Raw genomic sequence first — 20,226 nt, 5'->3', positions numbered from 1 at the left:
CCTTGTTTCTAGAGGCAGTATGGCATGATTTGTAATGTGAATATCATGTATTTAATTGATTAATTTTATATACAATTGCGTCATTATTGGTGAGGGTGAGCGCATGCAGCAGGCTGGGTTTCAGAAGCAGGTGTTGTTGGTCATGGGGAAGCGTTATATTGACCGTGTGCACCGAGGGGTGGCGGAATACGCCCGCGAGAAGGGCTGGCATTTGACGAATCTATTTGGTTATGACGCCGGTTTGATCCGATCACGCCAGTGTGATGGAGTGATTGCATCCTTGGAACCAAATGATCCGTTGACCGAGGATGTGCTCAGTATGCGGAGGCCCACGGTGGACTTGTCGATTGCCCGGGAAGATTCGGATTTGGTTCATCTGACTGGCGACAATCGGGCGATGGGGCGGGCGGCCGCCCGACATTTTATGGATCGGGGGTTTCGGAACTATGTCTGGTTTTCAGAGGGAAATCATACTGCTGCGCAACTGCGGCGAGAGGGTTATGAGAACGAGTTGGGGAAACATGGATTTGCCTGCCAGTCTTTGGTGGTCACAGACCGCTTTTCGGCGGAAAAGCCTACTTGGGCTTCTCTCAACCAGTGGCTTGTGGAAAACTTGCGAGAGATGCCAGAACCTTGTGCTGTCTATGCCTACAATGATGTTCAGGCCGCGGATTTGTTGTCGGTTTGTGCCGCTGGCGGGATTCGGGTTCCAGATGAAGTGGCTGTGCTAGGGACGGATAACCACCCTTTGATTTGCCCTACGGCAGCCATCCCTTTGTCGAGCATCAACCACGACCTTGAGGCTTTGGGGAGAAGGGCGGCTGAAGAGTTGGACCGGATGATGACAGGCGTGTTGGTTGAGGCCAGAGTGATCGAGGTGCCTCACAGGGGGATCACGATCCGTCAAAGCTCGGATGTGTATGCAATCAATGACCCCCATTTGGTGCGGGCCTTGCGCTTTATTCAAACCCATTACTCATTGAACATTGGCGTTCGGGATGTGGTGGCCGCCGTGGAGATCTCCCGGCGGCCATTGGAGCGTCGATTTCAACAACACCTGCAACGATCCATTCATGGGCAATTGAATCACCTTCGGTTAGGTAGCGTTTGCCGTTTGTTGCGGGAGACAAGCTCTTCCATAGCCGTTATTGCCGCAGCCTCCGGGTTTTCCACGCCCGAGTATCTTCACCGTGTGTTTTTGAAGCATATGCAGACAACGCCCCGGCGCTATCGCCTGGAGCATGCCGAGTATCACGATTAGAAATCGCAGCTCCCCGGAGTGCGGGCGAAAGGAATGACGTCGCGGATGTTTTTCATGCCGGTGACAAACATCAAGAGGCGTTCGAACCCAGCTCCGAACCCTGCATGTGGACAGGTTCCGTATTTCCGAAGGTCGAGGTACCACCAGTAGTCTTCCTCGCTGAGCTGGTGATGGGCCATGTTGGCTTTGAGCACGTCGAGGCGCTCTTCACGCTGGGCACCCCCGACGATTTCGCCGATCCCCGGAACCAATACATCCATGGCCGTGACGGTTTTTTCGTCGTCGTTGAGACGCATGTAGAAGGGTTTGACCTCCTTCGGGTAGTTGTAAACGGTGGTCGGGCATTGGAAGTGTTCCTCGGTGAGGAAGCGTTCGTGCTCGGATTGCAGGTTGACTCCATACTCAACCGGGTAGTCGAATTTCTTGCCGCTCTTGACCAGGATCTCGACGGCCTCGGTGTAGGAAACCCGTTGGAAGGGTTTTTCGGAGACAAACTGAAGCCGTTCAATCAAGCCTTTGTCGACGAAGCGGTTAAAGATGTCGAGGTCTCCTTCGTTGTTCTGGAGGGCGTCGTCGACCAGATACTTGGTGAATTCTTCGGCGAGATCCATGTCGCCTTCCAGATCGCAGAAGGCCATTTCGGGTTCGATCATCCAGAACTCGGAGGCGTGCCGGGTGGTGTTCGAGTTTTCAGCACGGAAGGTTGGGCCGAAGGTGTAGATGTTGGAGAGGGCGGTAGCGAAGGTTTCTCCTTCGAGTTGGCCACTGACGGTGAGGTAGGCGGATTTCCCGAAAAAATCATTTTCGTAGGACTGAGCCTCGGGTTTTGAGGCGTCCAGTGTGCTGACGCGGAACATTTCACCCGCGCCTTCGCAGTCGGAGGCGGTGATGATGGGGGTGTGAACGTAGGTGAAGTCGCGTTCGTCAAAAAAGCGGTGTACGGCTTGGGCCATACGGGAGCGCATGCGGAAGGTGGCACCGTAGAGATTGGCGCGGGGGCGCAGATGGGCGATGGAACGTAGGAATTCAGGTGTGTGGCCTTTTTTCTGAAGTGGGTAGTCGGCGGGAGCTTCTCCAATGAGTTCAACGGATGTGGCGTGAATTTCCCATTTCTGTCCTTTGCCAGGAGACTCGACCAATTGGCCTGTGATGCCGATTGCGGCTCCGGTGGTCATTTTGGTGATATCATCGTAGCCAGGAATCCCGGCATCGGCGATACACTGGATGTTTGCCAGACAAGAGCCATCGTTGATTTCGAGGAAGGAAAAATCTTTGGAGTCACGCCGGGTGCGGACCCAACCTTTCACGGTGATGGGGGCTTGGGCTTGTTCGCTGCACAAGGCTTTTTTGATGAGTGTTCGCATGCCTCGGATAACAGGCAATTGAAGCGCAGACGTCAAGAATTAGAGTCGAGATTAGCGGGAATTTGAGTGTTGTCTGAAGATGCCGGGGATGAACGGGTGCCGAGAGCGCGCTTGGAGGACCCGGACTTGGTCCCCGGGGCCGCGTTGCAAAAAAGGAATGGCCCCCTTAAGTACGGCTTCGCACTTGAGGGGGCCAATCATGCAAGGAGCATGTAAGGGCTTTTTCTGTTGTTATGAAGTAAGGGTGTCCTCCTGGAGGATCGGGTGAAAGTGATGGTTTTTTTGTCCGTCGCTATTTCTTGACGGTTCCTCTGCCGCTGCAGGTGGTGCATGAGGAACTACCTGTGCCGCTACAGTGGGCGCATTTCATACGTGCATTGTTGAGGCCTGATCCTTTGCAGAACCAGCAGGTTTTCCCTTTGCCTGATCCCTTGCAGTCGGGGCAGGTGGCGGCATAGATGAGACCTGCCGTGGCAATGGCCATGAGGGTGATGATGAAATAAGTGATGTTGTTGCTTTTTTTATTCATGGGAGGAGTGGGTTAATGGTGGATGGAATGCCCTATTGTCGACGGTAGGATTGCCTCAATAAAGCTTAGTTCACATCATACCAAGGAAGAGAGGAGGGGGTCAAAACCATTCAGGACGCATATTCTGGCAAAAAATGTGCAGCATTTGCCCTCAGGCCCTTTGAGCCCTTTGATTCTTGCTTGCTTGCGGGTAAGATGGGTCTGATTTATTCAAAAGTGCAAAAAACCCCTTGCAATCCTGATATTCGCCGCTAGCTTCGCCGCCCCATGGCCAAATCAAAAGGTACAGCAAAGACCCGGAAGGCCGTCGCTAAACGATTCAAAGTGACGGGCACAGGGAAGATTCTGCGCCGGAAGCAGGGAAAACGCCACATTCTTACCAAGAAAAACCAGAAGCGTAAGCGCAATCTGGGTAAGGCGACCCTCGTTTCCGAAGCAGATTTGAAAGCCGTTCGCGCTTCTCTTCCATTTGCCTAAACAACGAGAATCGGCGTCGACCGCGCCAACCACCCGCATCACGGGTGGCCCTTACGCAGCCTTCCCGGCAATCTGATTCAGAAAACCGGGACCGAATGGACGAGACTGCGGAGGGAATGAAAATAACCGTCCGTTCTAGAAAACAAAGACATGCCAAGAGCAACCAATAGCCCAGCCAGTCGCAAGCGCCGGAAACGCGTCCTTAGACGTGCCAAAGGCTTCCGCGGCTTCCGCTCGAAACTCTACAAGTATGCCAAGGACGCCGTCCGTAAGGCACGCCAGTATGAGTATCGTGACCGTAAAAAGCGTAAGGGACAGTTCCGTCGTCTGTGGATCCAGCGTATCAGCGCTGCCACTCGCGCCCAGGACATCACCTATTCTCGCTTTATCGAAGGCCTTAAGGCCGCAAACATCGAGGTAGACCGCAAGATTCTTGCAGACCTCGCTGTTCACGACATCGATGCATTTAACGGTATCGTTGACCAGTCCAAGGCCGCGCTTGCTGCCAAGGCTGCTTAAGTCAGAGCGAAATAACCAATATTCAACGGCCATGAGGGTGATCCTCATGGCCGTTTTCTTTGCTCCGGTGTGACATCTTGACGTGACATTCTGGCCGAGTGAGTCAAAAATTGTACCTTTTAATCGATATGATTTTTACTTTAGATTGGTTTAAGTTGTTTGTTGTGAATGGGTTGTGTGTATTTTCTATTTTGGTATTCAAGTTGCATATATGAAGATCAACATAGCAAAGGTCATGAGGACCTTGCTGATTCAAATAGAAATAGAAAAACGATGAATATGATAAATCATTACCCGCTGAACAATGGATTACTCTCTGATTTTGATCGGATGATTAACCGCGCTTTTGGTGCTGAATCGAACCCCTGTTGTGATTCGGATACCTCTTGCTCGAAGTCGATTGAATCCCAGAGTCAGGATGAGGATGGTTGGAAACTACGACTTGAGTTGCCAGGTTTTCGTAAGGGAGAGGTGAAAGTGAGTGCCGACGAGGAATACTTGACGGTCAGAGCCGAAACCGAGGATGAAGCCCGCTCATTTCTTACGACGCAAGAGCGACGGATTCGGATCTCGGAGGAGGTGAATACCTCGGGTATTCAGGCCAAGCTTGAGGATGGCATTCTTTTTTTAGAAATTCCGCGTCGGGTGAAAGAAAAACCGGTCGATATCGTAATTAGCTAGGCAAGAGCGATTCGACCATGTCGTCGCAATTGTTTTTTCATTGTGTAGGTGTTTCAGGCTCGTCGTCTTTTTGTGTATGGGGCGGCGAGCCTGATCATTTTTTACCGGTAAAACCTACCGAATTCATTGATTGGGTGTTGTTCGTTTTTACCTGTCGCCTGCATTCACCTGCATTACTGTGCTTGGCAATTTTGATTGAGCGGTTTATGGCTCATGTCCGAGAAGATCCCAGTCGTGTGAACTCGGAAAACTGAATACTGAAAAACTGACCTATGAGTGAGGAAAATACGCAATCTGACAATATGCAACCTGTGGAAGACTTTACCAAGGTGGAGTCGATCTTTGTCCGCGAGCGCAACTGCCTCATGGTGAGGGCTCAGTTCACGCCTATTTACACAGGTTATTATCTTCATTTGATGGAGCATCAGTTGCGATATGCCAATGAGTTGGATGCGGCTTTGAAGGATTTGATGGCGGTGTTGACGCTGCATTTGACGGCGCGTCCGTGGGCTGAAACCATTGCCTGGACTGCCAATTTACGGGCGCCGCGAGTGAATTATTTTGTAACGGGCAGCAGCACTGGTGAAAACATCACCGGTCGGCTCTTTACTGAGGATGTCCGTGAGCCCGATCGCAATTTGCTGTATAGTCAGACATTGGTTGCCGGCCATGAGCCGCGAACAACGACCGTGCACGTTGAGAGTAATGATCCGATCGATTGGATTGAGCATTATTACCAGCAGAGCGAACAGCGGCCGGCCAAGTGTTTCCGGCTCGATGACGAAAATTATGTGTTGGTGGCCGCTCAGCCTGACTACGATGAAGAGTGGTTTGCCGCTTTGGATGCTGAGTCCGTAGCGAAGATAAGCGAGCAGGAGCAAACCAAATTGCTCGAAACGCGCAAATTCCAATTCAATTGCGGTTGTAGTCTGGAGCGAATTTTGCCGAGTCTGAGTTCCTGGAAGGGGAAGTTGGATGAGCTCTTTCAAGGGGAGGATGTCATCAGGGTGAATTGTCCGCGCTGTGGTGCCCGCTACGAGGTGTCTCGTGAGATGCTCGAAGATGCCTAGTTAGGGAATGGGTGCTGTTCCAAGCTCTCCTGTCAGGGTGCCCGTGCCAGCGTGTCGGGCATGACGGCTTGACTTCCCTGATTCTTCACCTAAGAAGTGCGCGCCCATGAAGCAGGAAATTGAAACCATCCAATCCGATGCCCTGGCTGCCATTGCTGCAGCGAGTGATGAAAAAACGCTCGATGATGCCCGAGTGGCCTTTCTCGGTAAGAAGGGGCGCCTGACCGCTGCGGCGGCAGGTATGCGTCATCTTTCCAGTGAGGAAAAGCCGGTGATGGGACAGCTGTTGAATGTCGCGCGGCAGGCGATTACTTCCGCTATCGAAGAAAAACAAACCGCACTCAGCGAGTTGGCGGATCAAAAATCGGTTGAAGGCATTGATTTGACTCTTCCCGGTCGCGCACTTTCCGGTGGCGGGCTGCATCCGCTGACCCAGGTTAAGGACGACGCGATCCAGACCTTGCGACGTATGGGGTTTGCTTTGGCTGATGGCCCGGAAATTGAGACTGAGTTTCATTGTTTTGATGCCTTGAACACGCCGGCAGATCACCCGGCCCGGAATGAAAAAGACACCTTTTACTTTGATAGTGGCAAGTTATTGCGCACCCACACTTCAAGTGTGCAGATCCGGACGATGGAAAAGGCGGCTCCTCCGGTGCGTATCATTGCTCCGGGCTCGGCTTACCGGCGCGACGAGATCGATGCAACCCACCTCTCTGTGTTCAACCAGTTAGAGGGTTTGTATGTTGATACGGATGTAAAATTGAGCGACCTCAAGGGAACCTTGGAGTTTTTCCTGCGTTCCATGTTTGGTGATGATACCGAGGTGCGCTTCCGCCCTCACTTCTTCCCCTTCACCGAGCCCAGTTTTGAGATTGATATCAAGCTGCATGCAAAAGGGCAGGAACCGAAATGGATTGAGATTGCCGGTTGCGGCATGGTTGATCCTGCGGTCTTTGCCTCTCTTTGTGAAACGCGGGGCGATGATGTGTTTGATCCCGACAAGGTGACAGGTTTTGCCTTTGGCATGGGGATTGACCGACTGGCAATGATCAAGTGGGGGATCAAGGACATCCGCTTGTTGATTGAAAACGACGTTCGCTTCTTACAGCAGTTCGCGTAGCCTGGCTTTTGCGCCGGGACACGTGTGTTTCAGAGGTTTTCCGTGTGCTTCTTGAACGCGGGCTATTCTTCCAGGAATGCTTGCTTTGAGAGGCTCGCATACTTGCCGTTGCTGGCGAGGAGAGCCTCGTGGGTGCCGCTTTCAATCACCCGACCATGATCCAGCACGTAGATGCGGTCAGCATTCCGGATGGTCGATAAACGGTGGGCGATCACAAAAGCCGTGCGGTTTTCCATCAGTCGATCCAGAGCCTGTTGGATTAAAAGTTCGGTTTCGCTATCGACGGATGCTGTTGCTTCGTCGAGTAAAAGAATGGGTGGGTTCTTGAGTAGGGCTCTGGCGATGGACAGGCGTTGTTTTTCTCCACCGGATAGTTTGATGCCTCGTTCTCCGACAACGCTGTCGAGTCCTTCGGGCAGGGCTTCAACAAACCCATTGGCGTTGGCGGCCTGGAGAGCGATCCACATTTCTTCATCCGTGGCATCACGTTTGGCGAGCTGGAGGTTTTCCCGGACGGGGCCATTGAACAAAAAGGCCTCCTGGGTGACGTAGCCGATCGCCGATCGCAAGGAGGGTTTGGCGATGGTGTTGAGTTCGGTGCCATCAATGGTGATCGACCCTTGGTCATATTCGTAAAAGCGGCAAAGCAGATTGACGATGGTGGATTTTCCCGCACCGGTGGACCCTACCAGCGCGATGGTTTGCCCAGGTTGGGCCTCCAGGGAAATCTGGTGCAGTGTCGGTTGTTCACTGTAGGAAAAATCGAGTTGCTTGAGCTGGACGTGGCCGCGGACCGGTGTCGGCAGTTCGGCTCCTTCGGTGGCATGGATCTCATTTTCCTCATCGAGGATCGTGAAGACGCGCTCAGCAGCCGCTTTGGACGACTGGCTCATCTGGTTGAGTTGGTGAAGGCGGCCGAGTGGTTCATAGAGTGCCCAGATAATGGTGAAGAACTGGAGTAGAACGGCGCGGTCAAGATGGCCGTTGTGGATTTGCCAGGCTCCGACACCGAGAACCAAGGCGTAGCCAATGGAGTTGAAAAAACTCATACTCGGTGAATAAACCGCCCAGGCTTTCATTACCTGCATGTTCGCATCACTGACCTTGGCTGACGCCTGGTTGAAACTGGTGTGTTCTTCGTCTTCCGCTGCGTAGGATTTGATTTGGCGGATGCCGGCGATGTTATCGTGGAGCATGGCGTTCATGGCGCCCGTTGCCTTGCGGGCCATACGGTAGCGATTAGCGGCATGGCGGGTGTAGAGCCAGGCCCCTAACATTAGTAAGGGAAGTGGGGAAAGGGCGGCGAGGGCCAATAGGGGGGAGCAGGTGAAGAGAAACGCACTGACAATCAGGATCTGGAGGAAGGCGACGAGCCCCTGTTCAATGCCGTCGATGAGGATGCGTTCCATCTGCGGGACATCTTCAGCGACCCGGGTCATGACGTCACCAGTGCGCCGCTCATCGAACCATTTAAGCCGTAGGCGCTGTAATTTATCGTAAAGCTCGGAGCGGAGGTCGAAAACCGCTTTTTGTTCGAAGGTGTTATTGATGAGGATGCGGAGAAAATTGAAAAAATCGCGGGTGAAAAAGGCGGCGATGACGATCAGGATGTATTGCGGTAGCTTTTCGATATTGCCACGGTCGATGACTTCGTTGGAAACCACACCGGTCATAATCGGAAATGCGAGTAGCATCAAAGTCATGATCACAGCACAGAATAACTGGGCTGTGGCTAATTTGGGGTATTTTCCAAGATAGGAAAAGATACGTAAAACGGTCTTCATGGTAAATCTCCCAGAATGTTGCCAGTAGGCATGCCATTGTAAAGACAAGGATAAAGAAACCTAAAATATATGAATTTTGGAGTTGCCGACCCCCCACAATATTCATTAGGTTGCGCGTAACACACCGATACCCCTACGATCCTAACACAATAAAAAACGACTATGTCAAAAATATTTGGAACTCTGGCAGCTGTCTTTCTGGCCGTTGCTGCATTTGTCGCCTTTAAAAATAAAGAAGCCAAAGAGGTTGAAATTGGCGACTTCAAAAAGGCCTTACAGGTTGAAAAGACAACCACCAATGACCTTAACGCTCAGATCAAACGTCGTAAAGATGCAGAAGATTTGAGGGATCAGCACAAAGATGCTGCCGTCGCGCTCAACAAAGAGCTTGAAAAAGAGCAGGCTGACTATGATACCGCTAAAAAGGACATTGTGAAGCTTGAGGCTGAGTTTAATGCCAAAAAGCAAGAGCTTGCCCAAGCTGCTGATGCGCTCAAGGATCTTCCCGACCCCGAGGAGTTGATTCCTAAGATCAAGCGCATGCGTGCCCAGCTTACCGAGGCTACCGACGCGATTGCGTCTGCGGAAGCTCGCAAGGCCAATCTGATTGACTTGGACACCAATGGCAAAGCCCGCATCAAAACGACGCGTGAGCTGATTGAGCTGCAGAGCAGTGGGAAGTCCTTCCCTACGCTGAAGACTCGCATCAGTTCGGTTTACCGCAACTGGGGTTTTGTGATTCTGGCTGCCGGAGATCGCCAGGGTGTGGTTTCGGGCTCTACGCTGGATGTTCTCCGCGGTGGAGATGTGATTGCCAAGCTGAAGGTCACCGCTGTGGAAGCCGGCCGGGCATCAGCTGACGTTGTTCTCGATTCCGTCGCCGAGGGAGTCACCCTGCGCGCCGGTGATACCGTGATGGCCGAGCGCGAAGAAGCTAAGCCAAACCCAGCCACAGCCGCCAATTAAGTATCCGATTGGCTGAATTGACTGTGATCGAAATTTTCAGGATATACGACCCACACACCTACACCTACTTATCATGAAATCCATATTATACATTGTTGCTATTATCGCCATTTTGGCGGGTGGCTGGTTCTCCTACCAAAGTAAGGACGATTTCCAACAGCTTCGTGACAAGCGGACAACCTTGGACGGTGAAAATGAAAACCGCAAGGCGAGCATCAAAACCACGAAAGAAGAAGCCAAAGAGCGTGAAGATGAACGCGACGCGGCTTTAAGTGATAAAATCAAAGCTGAGTCTGAGCTGGACAACGTGAAGAGCAACTTGAAGCTTGCGCGTCGTCGAGTCAACGAGGAGAAGAACAAGATTGCGGCACAAGACGAAGAGCTTGGCCGGGTCAAGGATCTCATCGAGCAGATCAAGAAGCAGTTCAAGGACCTTGGTGACAATGTGGAGCTTGAGCAAGTTCCCGCATTGGTCAAGCAGCTGGAAGATGAGTTGAAGAAAGCCAACCGTGATCTTGAAGAGCTTGAGCTCTTGAATGAAAAAATGGACGGAATGGTGAATGCAAACACCAAGACGATCCAAGAGCTGGATACGCGTATCTCCAAGCGTGCTGCTCGTATCAAGGGTAACTCTGCCGAAGGTCGTGTGACCGCAGTCAACCACGATTGGGGTTTTGTGACTCTCGAGATTCCAAGCAATATGCCAGTGACGGCAGAAGCCAAGCTGATGATCAAGCGAGGCATGAGCTACATCGGCAACTTGAATGTCAATGCCATCGAAGGCCGCCGTATCGTGGCTGATATTGATTACCGTAGCATGACCCCCGGAATGGTGGTTCAGCCTGGCGATCATGTGATTTTGGCCAAGCCTGTGACCAACTGATCTCTCGATCAATTACACCTTTTGCCAATGCGAAACCTTTACAGGTTTCGCATTGTTGCGTACGGGGGAGTCATTTGGTCTGACTGGATCCATCAATAGGTGGGAAGGGGGAGAGTTCAGGATTGGACGCGTTCTGGACGGTGTGAGTGATGCGTGGGCGCGGGATGCTCAAGCGACGCTCTGGAGTTCTGGGTTTGCCCTTCTTGGTTTGTTGTGCGGGGGGGGATGATAATAAGCTGGAGCGATTGGGTGGCTCATACCATTTAGCAAAACAGACGAGACGATTGAACATGGTTACGCTTTGAGGGAAAATACTTCGTGCTCAACGAGTATTCCGGATGAGTTTCTGTTCTGGGTATGTTCCACCGCAGTCATGCTGCCCGTCAACCGAGGTCAGCTGTGTATCGTTGTCGTGCGGTTTTGAGGCATATACCTTGCTGCCACAAAAAAGCGCCGGCTCATATGAGCCGGCGCTTGGTTGATTGGGTAAATGCTTGGAGTCGAACTTACTTGTTCTTCTCAGCTTCGCGCTTTTTCACGTCCGCGATCACCTCCTCGGAGACGTTCTTTGGACATGGGGCGTAGTGGGAGAACTCCATGGAGAACTGGCCACGACCGGAGGTCATGGTGCGCAGGTCACCGATGTAGCCGAACATGTCGCTCAGAGGAGCATCGGCTTTGACGCGGATACCTGTTGGGGTGCGCTCCTGCTCTTTGATCATGCCGCGGCGGCGGTTGAGGTCGCCGATCACGTCACCAACGTTGTCTTCAGGTGTGAAGACGTCCAGTTTCATGATGGGCTCAAGCAGCTGAGGTCCGGCTTTCGGAATCGACTGACGGTAGGCTGCCTTGGCGGCAATTTCGAATGCGATGGCGGAGGAGTCCACGGCGTGGAATCCACCGTCAACCAAGGTGACTTTGAAGTTCAAGCATGGGAAACCAGCGAGAACACCCTTGTCCTTGGACCTTTTGAAGCCTTTTTCAATGGCTGGCCAGTATTCCTTAGGCACGTTACCACCAACGACTTTGGACTCGAATTCGAACTCTTCACCTTCCTCGGCGTCGGTCGGCTCGATGATGTAGTCGATCTTACCATACTGACCGGATCCACCGGACTGCTTCTTGTGGGTGTAGCTGTCTTCGATGCGCTTGCTGATGGTTTCGCGGTAGGCCACCTGAGGCTTGCCAACTTCCACTTCAACGTTGTGCGTCCGTTTGAGGATATCCACTTTGATGTCGAGGTGAAGCTCGCCCATTCCCTTGAGGATGGTTTCACCGGAGTCCTGGTCGGTTTCAACGATGAATGTCGGGTCTTCTTTGACCATCTTACCGATGGCGACACCGAGTTTTTCGGCATTCGCTTTGTCCTTGGGGGCGACGGCAATCGAGATCACAGGATCGGGGAAGACCATGGGCTCGAGAGTTGCAGGGTCGTTTTGGTCACAAAGTGTGTGGCCGGTCTGGACGTTCTTGAGTCCAACGAGGGCTACAATGTCACCAGCTTGTGCGCTGTCGAGTTCGATGCGTTCGTCAGCCTGCATTTCGACGATCCGGCCGACACGCTCGGTTTTACCTGTGAAGGTGTTGAGGATGGTCATACCCTTTTCAAGCTTACCTGAGTAAATACGGGTGAAGGTCAGGGCTCCATACTGGTCGTCCATGATCTTGAATGCGAGTGCGCGGAGTGGGCTGTCAGGAGTGACTTCAGCGAAACGTCCGGTCTCGTTACCTTCTGGATCAACTTCTGGCTGGGCTGGCACTTCGGTAGGTGATGGGAGGAAGTCCACAACAGCATCGAGGAGAAGCTGCACACCCTTGTTCTTGAAGGCGGTTCCGCAGTAGGTTGGGAAGAAGTCGAGAGCGATGGTTCCTTTACGGATGCACTTTTTGATGTCCTCGATGCTAGGCTCTTCGCCTTCGAGATACTGTTCCATCAGGTCGTCATCCTGCTCAACGGCAGTTTCGATGAGTGCCTCGCGGTATTCCTCGACTTTGTCCACCATGTCGGCTGGAACGTCTTCGAGGGTGTAGTCTTCGGCTTCCGCACCATCTTTCCAGACCCAGGCTTTGCGGGTGAGAAGATCCACGACTCCGGTCATTTGGTCTTCGATGCCGATCGGCAGCACCATGACGAGTGGCTTGGCTCCGAGCACGTTTTTCACTTGGTCAACGACGCGGTAGAAGTCGGCTCCGATACGGTCGAGCTTGTTGACGAAAATGATACGGGAAACGGCTGACTCGTTGGCGTAGCGCCAGTTGGTCTCGGATTGTGGCTCAACACCACCGGATCCACAGAACACGCCGATACCGCCGTCGAGCACTTTGAGGGAACGATAAACTTCCACGGTGAAGTCAACGTGACCGGGTGTGTCAATGACGTTGAAGCGGTGGGGCTTGTACTGGTTGTTGGTACCTGGCCAGAAGCAGCTGACAGCCGCTGACTGGATGGTAATGCCGCGCTCAGCTTCCTGATCCATGAAATCGGTCGTGGATTCGCCGTCGTGCACCTCACCGGTTTTGTGAATTTTGCCGGTAAGTTTTAGGATGCGCTCAGTGGTAGTGGTCTTGCCCGCATCCACGTGGGCGAAGATTCCGATGTTTCTGTAAAGAGAAAGGTCACTCATAACTTTGGTTGCTTGGATTACTGATGCCGAATCAAATAAGTCGGAGGCGTGTAACTAGCGTATTATGAGCATTTGGCAACCTTAGAGTGATCTTTCTTTAATTTTTATTCGACAAAAGTCGGTTTTCGCATTACCTCACGCCTGCCGGAGCGAAATTCCCCACAATTTGCAGCCGGCACCGATCAATGAAAGGCAGGGTAGCTCAGGGGTAGAGCAGAGGACTCATAAGCCTTTTGTCGGGAGTTCAAATCTCCCCCCTGCTACCATTGATACTTTCCACGAAAACCCTTGAAAACTACGAGTTTTCAAGGGTTTTTCGCGTTTTGAGGTTTTGTCGGTTTTCGCGGTTTCCTGGTTTAGAAATTCACACCGATGGTGAAGTGGAAGGTTCCTGCCGGTTCGCCGTCGCGGCGGTTCATATTGTAGCCATATTCAGCACGGACGGGGCCGATCGGGAGGTCCAGCCAGAAGCCAAGCCCGGCTGCCAGATGGACGTCCGCGGTGTCCAGACCACTTGTGTCACGGGCTAAAGCCCCAGCATCAGCAAAGACATTCATGTAGACCGGGCCTTTGATTTTGCGGTTGTATTCGGCGCTGGCGATCCAATAAGCCTCACCCCCGACCGCGTCACCGCGGACGCTGGGTCCCATCTCCCGTTCCGGGAAACTGCGAACGCTGTCGCTGCCACCGAGAAAAAAGCGTAAATCAATCGGGTAATTGGTTTGGTCATCGTTGAAGTTGAATCCGGCCCGTCCAGTGAGAGTGAGAAAATCACTCTCGAAAAAGGGTTGGCGATAGCTACTCCGGAGTTCGAATTTGTAATAGGGGATGGGTGACCCCCCTGTGACAACTCCGGCTTCGGTCAGCAGTTCCGCGTAAAACCCTTTGTGTGGATTGAGGGCATTGTCCCTGAAGTCCAACCTCTGGGTGATGCCAAGACGCCACACTTCGTATTCGGTGTAGCCAAGCTCCTCGTCAGGTAAACCCGCACTGTCGGTCCGGGCCGTGATGCTTTCACCGTAAAAACGCATCCCGTAGTTGTCATTGATAATCCATACCAGCTCGGCTCCCAGGCCCGCTTCGAATTTTTTATAGCCATCGAACTCATGTGACAGCAGGAACACGCGCAAGGTACCGTTGAGGTCGGATCCGAAGAGCATTGGGTCGTTGATGCTGGCCTGTCCGAGGAGGCCCAACCCTGAAAATTCTCCAGACACCGAGAGTGTTTGTAGTTTTCCCCGGAAATTGCGGTCGAGGTAGGAGAGTCCGAAAATGCCACCTTCGTAGCTGCCCGCTCCCAGGTGGGTTCCCACGGCCCGAGCTCGACCTTCCTGAACTCGGAGTGTGATGTCAATGTAGCCGTCATTGCGCGGGGAGGTATCGATGAGCATCGATGAAAAAGCTCCGGTGGAGATGAATTTTCGGCGGTTTTCTTCAACTTTTTCCGGGTTGTAAAGTGTTCCGACGCTGCGATTCAAGCGGCGTTGCAGGATGCTGGGGTCGGTCCGCTCCAAGCCGGTAATGTTGATCTTGCCAATCTTGTAGCGGTTTCCGGTTTGGACGGTGAAAATCAGGCGCAGGCGATGGCCGACGGTTTCTTTATCCATTTGCACTTCGGTAAATGCATACCCCAGTTTGAGGAAATAACTGAGTGTGGTTTTGCGTGAGGCATTGATGTTTTGTGTATTGGCAGGTAATCCGAGATAGGCGCTCAACTGTTGCCGCAGCGGGATGAGGTCGACCGGGATAGGGCCTCTGAGTTCGGGGGGAGCCAAGAGAAAGAGGGGGCCTGGTTTGACCGCTACATGCAGGTTGACGAGCCCCTGTTCGACTTGAATCGAGGTTTTGACGAGTGAGGTTTCGGCATTCCAGTAGCCTTCGGATTGCATGTGGACTGTCACATTCGCCACGGCCTCTTCCACCGAGGACGGAATGTATGGAATTTGGCCTTTTCCGAGGAGGTTGAAGCCGATGGTTTCTTGTTTGAAGTAAGTAACCAGCTCTTCTTGCATGGCAGGCTCGACACCGCTGATGATTACTTCGCCCAGATGACGTGAGGGGCCTTGAACGACGTTCAGGATGATGTTGCGGTTTCTTTTTCCGATTCTCCAATCAACCTGGGCTTCAGGAAGCCCTTGTTGCCGCAGCGTGTGTTCCAGCAGGAAGGCCGCATCATCGGCTCGGGAGGGGCTGGGTGCGTGGCCAACAATATGGTCGATCATGTTTCCCAACAATCCGAGTGCCTGCTCTTCGGACATAAAGGTAAGCCCGTGGATTTTGATCTTTGTTTGTCGTTTGGGGGTAGCGGTCGGCTGTAGTTGTTTGGGAGACAGTTTTTTTTGCACCCCTTGCGCGAGTTCTTTTGCCGGAGCCCCGGGGATGACTTCATTGGCTGCATGTAATGCAGAAAACAAAAAGAGGAAGACCGACAGCATGCGTGCACCCGTGCCGACAAGGCATCGGCTGGTGATGAACTTGATGCTGTGATGTGCAGGCTTCATTATTTAAATTGAATGGCGTAAACCACCATTCCGCGGGTGTTGTTATCGAGATCGATCGAGGCAACGACATGCCAGCGGTCGGTGATGTCGACACGCGCGGAATTGTATTTTCTTCCCGTGAATGGATCGGATGCGCCGATGTTGATGTCGACCTTCTCATTGAGTTCGGCGAGGGTGTTCATGATTTTTTTAAACCGGCCCGGGGATGAGCGGATGACGCTATCGACTAACAATTGATAGGCTTTGCCTGTTGCGGATGCCCCGTCACTGAGTTGTTCTGATGTGCTACCGGTGGCGAGGAGGAGGATGATCTCACTTTCAGGGAGTGGCGGGCGAGAGGTCATCAGGGTTTTGGGGTTGGATGCCAGACCGTAGAGGTTGATCTCGACATCGTAGGATCCAATTCTGGAGGTTGCTTTTAAACTGAGCTGGGGGTCGAATCCATGTTTGGGGGTAAGGAACACCTTACCTTCTTTGACGTGGAGTCGGCTGAAGGGAAGGCTGGCTTGTGCGTCCTTGAGAACAAGCTCTCCTTTGGGTTGAGGATTGCCAAGGGTGCCCGTGACGACGAGGTTTCCTTTGATGTTCCCCTTTGCGATGTTTCCCCTGATCAGGAAGTCTTCCTTGGTTTTTGCTGTTAGGTTGAGGGTCCACGCGTTGAATGGTTCTGGGATATTCAAGCGGTCTCCTTTCTTTTTATCGGGCTGGACGAAGGCCGGGAGTTCAGCCTTGGATCTCTGGCTGGCGCCCCGGTTGGCTCCGGAGCCAATCGGGATGATTTGCACATCTTTATAGAACAGGCTTTGAACGATGCCGATATCGCCCGATAGGTTGGCCTTTTCCAGAGGGCCGTTGAGTTTGAGTGAGGCATCGGAGCGGGCGATGATGGCATCATCCCGCCAGAGTAGTGCTTTATCCGCCTGTAGTGTGATATCGAATACCGGGTTGCTGAACTCTTGAAAATCGACATTGCCGCTCAGGTTGTATTTGCCCCCGGCGACGAGACATGAGGATGGGGCGATGATCAGTTTATTCTGGTCATAGTTCAGGCGAATGTCGATGTCGCGCAGGTTCGGAATGGATTCGCGAGTTGAGTTGACCCGGGAAATTTGTAGGCGGGCGTCACCTTGGACTTCTGGTGCTGCGATGGTGCCGGTGAGTTTGACGATGGAGCTGAAGGTGCCGTTGATCTCGGAAATGTGCGGGAGCATGGACGTGAAGGCGGAAAGATCGATGGAACGGGTGTCGAGCGACAGGTTGATCGCTTCATTGCCAAGTGACTCGGGGTCGTCGATCCATTGTTTTGGGTGGAATGGCATGTTTCCCGCCAGTTCGAGTGCCTTATGTCCGTCCGGGACGGCGGAGCCATCCAGATGAATGGCATCCTCCTTGGTTGAGATCTCCAGGTTGATGTCGGTGACCGGGATTTTATCATTGCCAATCAATTGGAGTCGCTTGGCCTTGGTTGATAGTTGGATCGAAGGTGTTAGTAATGTCCCTCCAAGGGTGAAATCCACAGAGAGTTTGCCTTTGACGAGTGGTTCTGAGTTTTGCGGGAGTTGTTCGTATATTTCCGCGAGTGGCATCTCATCAATTTTGAGCTGGAGCTCGAGCTTGCCCGGCTGACGGAGAAACGCTTCGATGCCTGACCATTCGCGGGCCAGAGGAAGTTGGGCGGAGCCTTGAACCAGAAGAGCATCCTGGTCGTGGAGTTCCAGAGTGGTGAGTTGGAGAGTTTCGTTTTTCCAGTTCGCTGCAGTCTTGATCTTGAGTTTGTCACGTGTGACGAGGAGCTTGCTGAGTTCAATCTGCATCCCGGGAGCGTATTGACCATTGAGTTGTATGTCGGTAGCCGGTTGTCCCTCGGCTTCAATTTCAAGGCCCTCGATGTCGGCTGTGATGGTTCCCTGATAGGAGTCGAGATCGCTCACCTTGCCTTCTCCTGACCAGTTGATCTGAATGAGTCCGGCCCGGGGGACGGATTGATTGAAGCGTTCCAGAGTCGATCGGAATTTGGAGAGGTCGAGCGACTGGATCGAAAGCTTGCCATCGTAGTGCTCGTCATCCAGCGAATAATTTGCGGATGCCTGAATATGGCTCCCCATGAGGTTCGGGATGTTGAGCGAGCCCTCTGCTCGTTGTGTTTCCGGATTCCATGAGGCGTGCATGAGGATCTGATCGGCCTGGATGTCACTCCATGCCGGAGCGTGGTAGAGGAGTGATGCTTTGGCTTGTTCGAGCTCTTGATCCTTGACTGTGGCATTGCCTTGCAGGGTGATGGCTCCGGTGGGCCATCCTCCGGGTGGAGCTTGGAGCGACGATTGATCTTCGAACCACCCTGTGATACTGGCTGCAATGTGCTCGGGCTCAGGGATCTGCAATTCCACCTTGGCTGAGCTGTTGTGCCAGCAGTTGAGCCATGCCGCGGCGGGCTCATTGGTTTCCTCCATTGGGGGTGAGATATTCACTGTGGCGGTGAGTTGGCTTGCCTGTTCACGATCGATTCGAGTGCTGGCGTTGATCGTGGCCGAGCCCTCTTTTGTAGAGATGTCGCTTGCGAAATTGCGGATCATTTTTTTCTGCCATTGTAGGTGTTCGGCTTCGATCCGGAGTCGGCTCTCGAACTGGTTCGGGGGAGCCATGATGTCTTTGATGGATAGATCGAGGCTGGTGATATCACCTGCTACATCATCGGAGGTTTCAATCCATTGGGCCAGCTTGTCCAGATGAATAGCTCCCTTATTCAGGGAAATGCGGACCGCTTCAAGTTTGTCCAGATTGACTCTGAATAGGCCACCTTCCCATGTGATGTCGGCTTGGAGAAATTGGGGGATGTAAGGGTGCCATTCGTCATTCCAGCTGCTAATCACTTGGTCTAACATGGTGTCTTGCCGGATGGGGAAATTCTGGAGTTCCAGTTTTCGTTTTGACCAGGTGAGTGAGACTTCCTTGTGGCTGAGGATGCGGTAATCCATGTCGGTGAACTCGCCGAGGTTCAGGTGGAATATCTCGTCCCCAGTCCGATGGGTTAATGCCACGTCTTGTGCCTGCCAGATGAGATCCGGGCCTCGACTGATTCGGACGGCAGAACGATTGATGAAGCATTCGACTGGAAGGACGTAGCTTCGAATGGTTTCGAGGTTGATGGGGGTGGCTGGGTCCGAAGAAGAGGCCGTTGTGGTTTCGTCCGTAGAGGGAGTTGTTGTGCTTGAGTCCGCTGTGGCGGCGAGGTCGATCCAGATTTCAATACGGTCCCCACGAATGCCTGTTAGCACCTTGTCATAATTTCCACGGATGGCCTCGGTGAGTCGGTAGTCGACGGTGAGGGATGCGACGTTGAGTTCCCGGATGATCCCCTTGCTGGTTAGTCTGACATCTCTTAACTCAATGCCGGAAAAGAGGCTGCCCTCGACGCGGAAACTTCCTTCAATACCTGCTGTTCGAAGCTGTTGTTGGATTTCTTTTTCCAGATAGGATCTCAATAATGGTCCCTGGGCAACACCAATAAACAGAGTGAGGAGAAGGAGTAGGAAAAGCAACACCTTCGGCCACCGGCGAGGTCTGCGCTGAGCCTTTTTTGCTTTGTGCTTGGCTTTGTTTTTCTTGGAGGGGGAGTCGGGCATGGAGGCAAGGGCGGGAGTATTCTACATATCGTAATGACATGTTATGCTCCCCCTTGAAAAAACACAATCAGTCAGTGTGATCTTTTTTTGGGAATTGTTGGGTGAGGCTAGGGGAGTAGATCCGGACGATTTTTACGGGTGCGGATCATGGCTTGCTCTTTTTTCCAAGTGTTGATTGCTGCGTGATTTCCGCTCAGCAGGACCGATGGGACATCCATACCTCGGAAGCTGTTGGGTTTTGTGTAGGCGGGAGCTTCGAGCATGTTGGGGTCGGTAAAGGATTCTTCTTCTGACGAGCGCGCATCACCGAGCGCTCCAGGCAGAAGGCGGATGATGGCATCGCTGACAACGGCAGCGGCAATCGCCCCGTTGGTGAGGACGTAATCGCCGATGGAAATTTCCTCGTCGACCAGTGTGTCGATCACGCGGTGGTCAACCCCTTCATAGTGGCCGCAGAGAATGATCAGGTGCTCGTGCTTACTGAGTCGTCGGGCGTCGGCTTGCTTGAAGGGGGATCCTTGAGGGGTCATGAGCAGGACGCGTGAGTGTTCTTGGCGAAGTTCTTCGACGGCCGCAAAGAGCGGTTCGGGTTTGAGCAGCATGCCTTGGCCTCCTCCGCAGAGATACTCGTCAGTTTTCCGGTGTTTTCCTTCAGCCCAATCACGCAGTTGATGGGCTCGGATATCGATGAGTTGTTGACCTCTGGCCCGTCCGATGATGCTCTCGCTGAGTGGGGCCAGGGCCGTTTCGGGGAAGAGGGTGACGATATCGATGCGCATGTAAAAGAGTTTCAAGTTTTCGGATTCAAGTTTCAAGCTAAT

15 protein-coding genes and 1 tRNA gene are annotated in these 20,226 nt (G+C 52.8%); 9 read left to right on the top strand and 7 right to left on the bottom strand.

Annotation, left to right across the window (positions count from 1 at the left end; genetic code table 11):
- Positions 1-55 precede the first annotated feature (55 nt).
- Complete coding sequence (locus HW115_RS12545) at positions 56-1,261, top strand: AraC family transcriptional regulator (protein ID WP_178933219.1); 1,206 nt, start codon at positions 56-58, stop codon at positions 1,259-1,261.
- Here HW115_RS12545 and asnS read toward each other — a convergent pair.
- Both asnS and HW115_RS12535 read right to left on the bottom strand, forming a co-directional pair.
- Positions 1,258-2,625, bottom strand: coding sequence for an asparagine--tRNA ligase (gene asnS / locus HW115_RS12540; RefSeq protein WP_178933218.1), 1,368 nt, complete (start codon positions 2,623-2,625; stop codon positions 1,258-1,260). The genes HW115_RS12545 and asnS overlap by 4 nt on opposite strands.
- A 292-nt stretch (positions 2,626-2,917) precedes the next feature.
- Complete coding sequence (locus HW115_RS12535; RefSeq protein ID WP_178933217.1) at positions 2,918-3,154, bottom strand: hypothetical protein; 237 nt, start codon at positions 3,152-3,154, stop codon at positions 2,918-2,920.
- A gap of 267 nt (positions 3,155-3,421) precedes the next feature.
- Between HW115_RS12535 and rpmI the strand changes: the two genes are divergently transcribed.
- The 5 genes from rpmI (at position 3,422) to pheS (ending at position 7,024) form a co-directional block, all read left to right on the top strand.
- On the top strand, positions 3,422-3,631 hold the full coding sequence (gene rpmI / locus HW115_RS12530; protein ID WP_178933216.1) for a 50S ribosomal protein L35: 210 nt from the start codon (positions 3,422-3,424) through the stop codon (positions 3,629-3,631).
- A gap of 150 nt (positions 3,632-3,781) precedes the next feature.
- Positions 3,782-4,150, top strand: a complete 369-nt coding sequence (gene rplT / locus HW115_RS12525) for a 50S ribosomal protein L20 (protein WP_178933215.1) — start codon at positions 3,782-3,784, stop codon at positions 4,148-4,150.
- Positions 4,151-4,423: 273 nt separating this feature from the next.
- Entirely contained in the window at positions 4,424-4,831 is a 408-nt protein-coding gene (locus HW115_RS12520; RefSeq protein WP_178933214.1) for an Hsp20/alpha crystallin family protein, read from the top strand.
- A gap of 272 nt (positions 4,832-5,103) precedes the next feature.
- Positions 5,104-5,901: an Hsp33 family molecular chaperone HslO gene (locus HW115_RS12515; RefSeq protein ID WP_227021473.1), complete on the top strand. Its 798-nt coding sequence runs from the start codon at positions 5,104-5,106 to the stop codon at positions 5,899-5,901.
- A gap of 106 nt (positions 5,902-6,007) precedes the next feature.
- Positions 6,008-7,024 carry a phenylalanine--tRNA ligase subunit alpha gene (gene pheS / locus HW115_RS12510; RefSeq protein WP_178933213.1) on the top strand — a complete coding sequence of 339 codons (1,017 nt, stop codon included), beginning with the start codon at positions 6,008-6,010 and terminating at the stop codon, positions 7,022-7,024.
- Positions 7,025-7,086: 62 nt separating this feature from the next.
- On the opposite strand, the gene HW115_RS12505 is transcribed toward pheS, so the two are convergent.
- Positions 7,087-8,808 (bottom strand): ABC transporter ATP-binding protein, encoded by a 1,722-nt coding sequence (locus HW115_RS12505; RefSeq protein ID WP_178933212.1) that lies wholly within the window; start codon positions 8,806-8,808, stop codon positions 7,087-7,089.
- 162 nt (positions 8,809-8,970) lie between these two features.
- Between HW115_RS12505 and HW115_RS12500 the strand changes: the two genes are divergently transcribed.
- Positions 8,971-9,774, top strand: coding sequence for a hypothetical protein (locus HW115_RS12500; RefSeq protein ID WP_178933211.1), 804 nt, complete (start codon positions 8,971-8,973; stop codon positions 9,772-9,774).
- Positions 9,775-9,847: 73 nt separating this feature from the next.
- Complete coding sequence (locus HW115_RS12495) at positions 9,848-10,657, top strand: hypothetical protein (protein ID WP_178933210.1); 810 nt, start codon at positions 9,848-9,850, stop codon at positions 10,655-10,657.
- A 506-nt stretch (positions 10,658-11,163) separates the two neighbouring features.
- Here HW115_RS12495 and fusA read toward each other — a convergent pair.
- Positions 11,164-13,281: an elongation factor G gene (gene fusA / locus HW115_RS12490; RefSeq protein WP_178933209.1), complete on the bottom strand. Its 2,118-nt coding sequence runs from the start codon at positions 13,279-13,281 to the stop codon at positions 11,164-11,166.
- 191 nt (positions 13,282-13,472) lie between these two features.
- Between fusA and HW115_RS12485 the strand changes: the two genes are divergently transcribed.
- Positions 13,473-13,547, top strand: a tRNA-Met gene (locus HW115_RS12485).
- Between the two features lie 90 nt (positions 13,548-13,637).
- Here HW115_RS12485 and HW115_RS12480 read toward each other — a convergent pair.
- The 3 genes from HW115_RS12480 to trmD all read right to left on the bottom strand — a co-directional run bounded on the left by HW115_RS12480 (position 13,638) and on the right by trmD (position 20,220).
- Positions 13,638-15,782, bottom strand: coding sequence for a BamA/OMP85 family outer membrane protein (locus tag HW115_RS12480; protein ID WP_178933208.1), 2,145 nt, complete (start codon positions 15,780-15,782; stop codon positions 13,638-13,640).
- On the bottom strand, positions 15,782-19,405 hold the full coding sequence (locus HW115_RS12475; protein ID WP_178933207.1) for a translocation/assembly module TamB domain-containing protein: 3,624 nt from the start codon (positions 19,403-19,405) through the stop codon (positions 15,782-15,784). The genes HW115_RS12480 and HW115_RS12475 overlap by 1 nt, the downstream gene beginning before the upstream one ends.
- 107 nt (positions 19,406-19,512) lie before the next feature.
- Positions 19,513-20,220 (bottom strand): tRNA (guanosine(37)-N1)-methyltransferase TrmD, encoded by a 708-nt coding sequence (trmD, locus tag HW115_RS12470; RefSeq protein ID WP_227021472.1) that lies wholly within the window; start codon positions 20,218-20,220, stop codon positions 19,513-19,515.
- Positions 20,221-20,226: the final 6 nt, after the last annotated feature.

Source organism: Oceaniferula marina (assembly GCF_013391475.1).
Lineage (GTDB): Bacteria > Verrucomicrobiota > Verrucomicrobiia > Verrucomicrobiales > Akkermansiaceae > Oceaniferula > Oceaniferula marina.
The sequence above is the reverse complement of the archived record's forward strand: the minus strand, read 5'-3'. Positions and strand labels throughout refer to the sequence as shown.

What these genes read in the sequence shown, in the direction of transcription:
- pheS (WP_178933213.1), top strand. Translation starts at nt 6,008, where the DNA reads ATGAAGCAGGAAATTGAAACCATCCAATCCGATGCCCTGGCTGCCATT.
- HW115_RS12515 (WP_227021473.1), top strand. Translation starts at nt 5,104, where the DNA reads ATGAGTGAGGAAAATACGCAATCTGACAATATGCAACCTGTGGAAGAC.
- rpmI (WP_178933216.1), top strand. Translation starts at nt 3,422, where the DNA reads ATGGCCAAATCAAAAGGTACAGCAAAGACCCGGAAGGCCGTCGCTAAA.
- asnS (WP_178933218.1), bottom strand. Translation starts at nt 2,625, where the DNA reads ATGCGAACACTCATCAAAAAAGCCTTGTGCAGCGAACAAGCCCAAGCC.
- HW115_RS12500 (WP_178933211.1), top strand. Translation starts at nt 8,971, where the DNA reads ATGTCAAAAATATTTGGAACTCTGGCAGCTGTCTTTCTGGCCGTTGCT.
- rplT (WP_178933215.1), top strand. Translation starts at nt 3,782, where the DNA reads ATGCCAAGAGCAACCAATAGCCCAGCCAGTCGCAAGCGCCGGAAACGC.
- HW115_RS12475 (WP_178933207.1), bottom strand. Translation starts at nt 19,405, where the DNA reads ATGCCCGACTCCCCCTCCAAGAAAAACAAAGCCAAGCACAAAGCAAAA.
- HW115_RS12520 (WP_178933214.1), top strand. Translation starts at nt 4,424, where the DNA reads ATGAATATGATAAATCATTACCCGCTGAACAATGGATTACTCTCTGAT.
- fusA (WP_178933209.1), bottom strand. Translation starts at nt 13,281, where the DNA reads ATGAGTGACCTTTCTCTTTACAGAAACATCGGAATCTTCGCCCACGTG.
- HW115_RS12535 (WP_178933217.1), bottom strand. Translation starts at nt 3,154, where the DNA reads ATGAATAAAAAAAGCAACAACATCACTTATTTCATCATCACCCTCATG.
- HW115_RS12505 (WP_178933212.1), bottom strand. Translation starts at nt 8,808, where the DNA reads ATGAAGACCGTTTTACGTATCTTTTCCTATCTTGGAAAATACCCCAAA.
- HW115_RS12480 (WP_178933208.1), bottom strand. Translation starts at nt 15,782, where the DNA reads ATGAAGCCTGCACATCACAGCATCAAGTTCATCACCAGCCGATGCCTT.
- HW115_RS12495 (WP_178933210.1), top strand. Translation starts at nt 9,848, where the DNA reads ATGAAATCCATATTATACATTGTTGCTATTATCGCCATTTTGGCGGGT.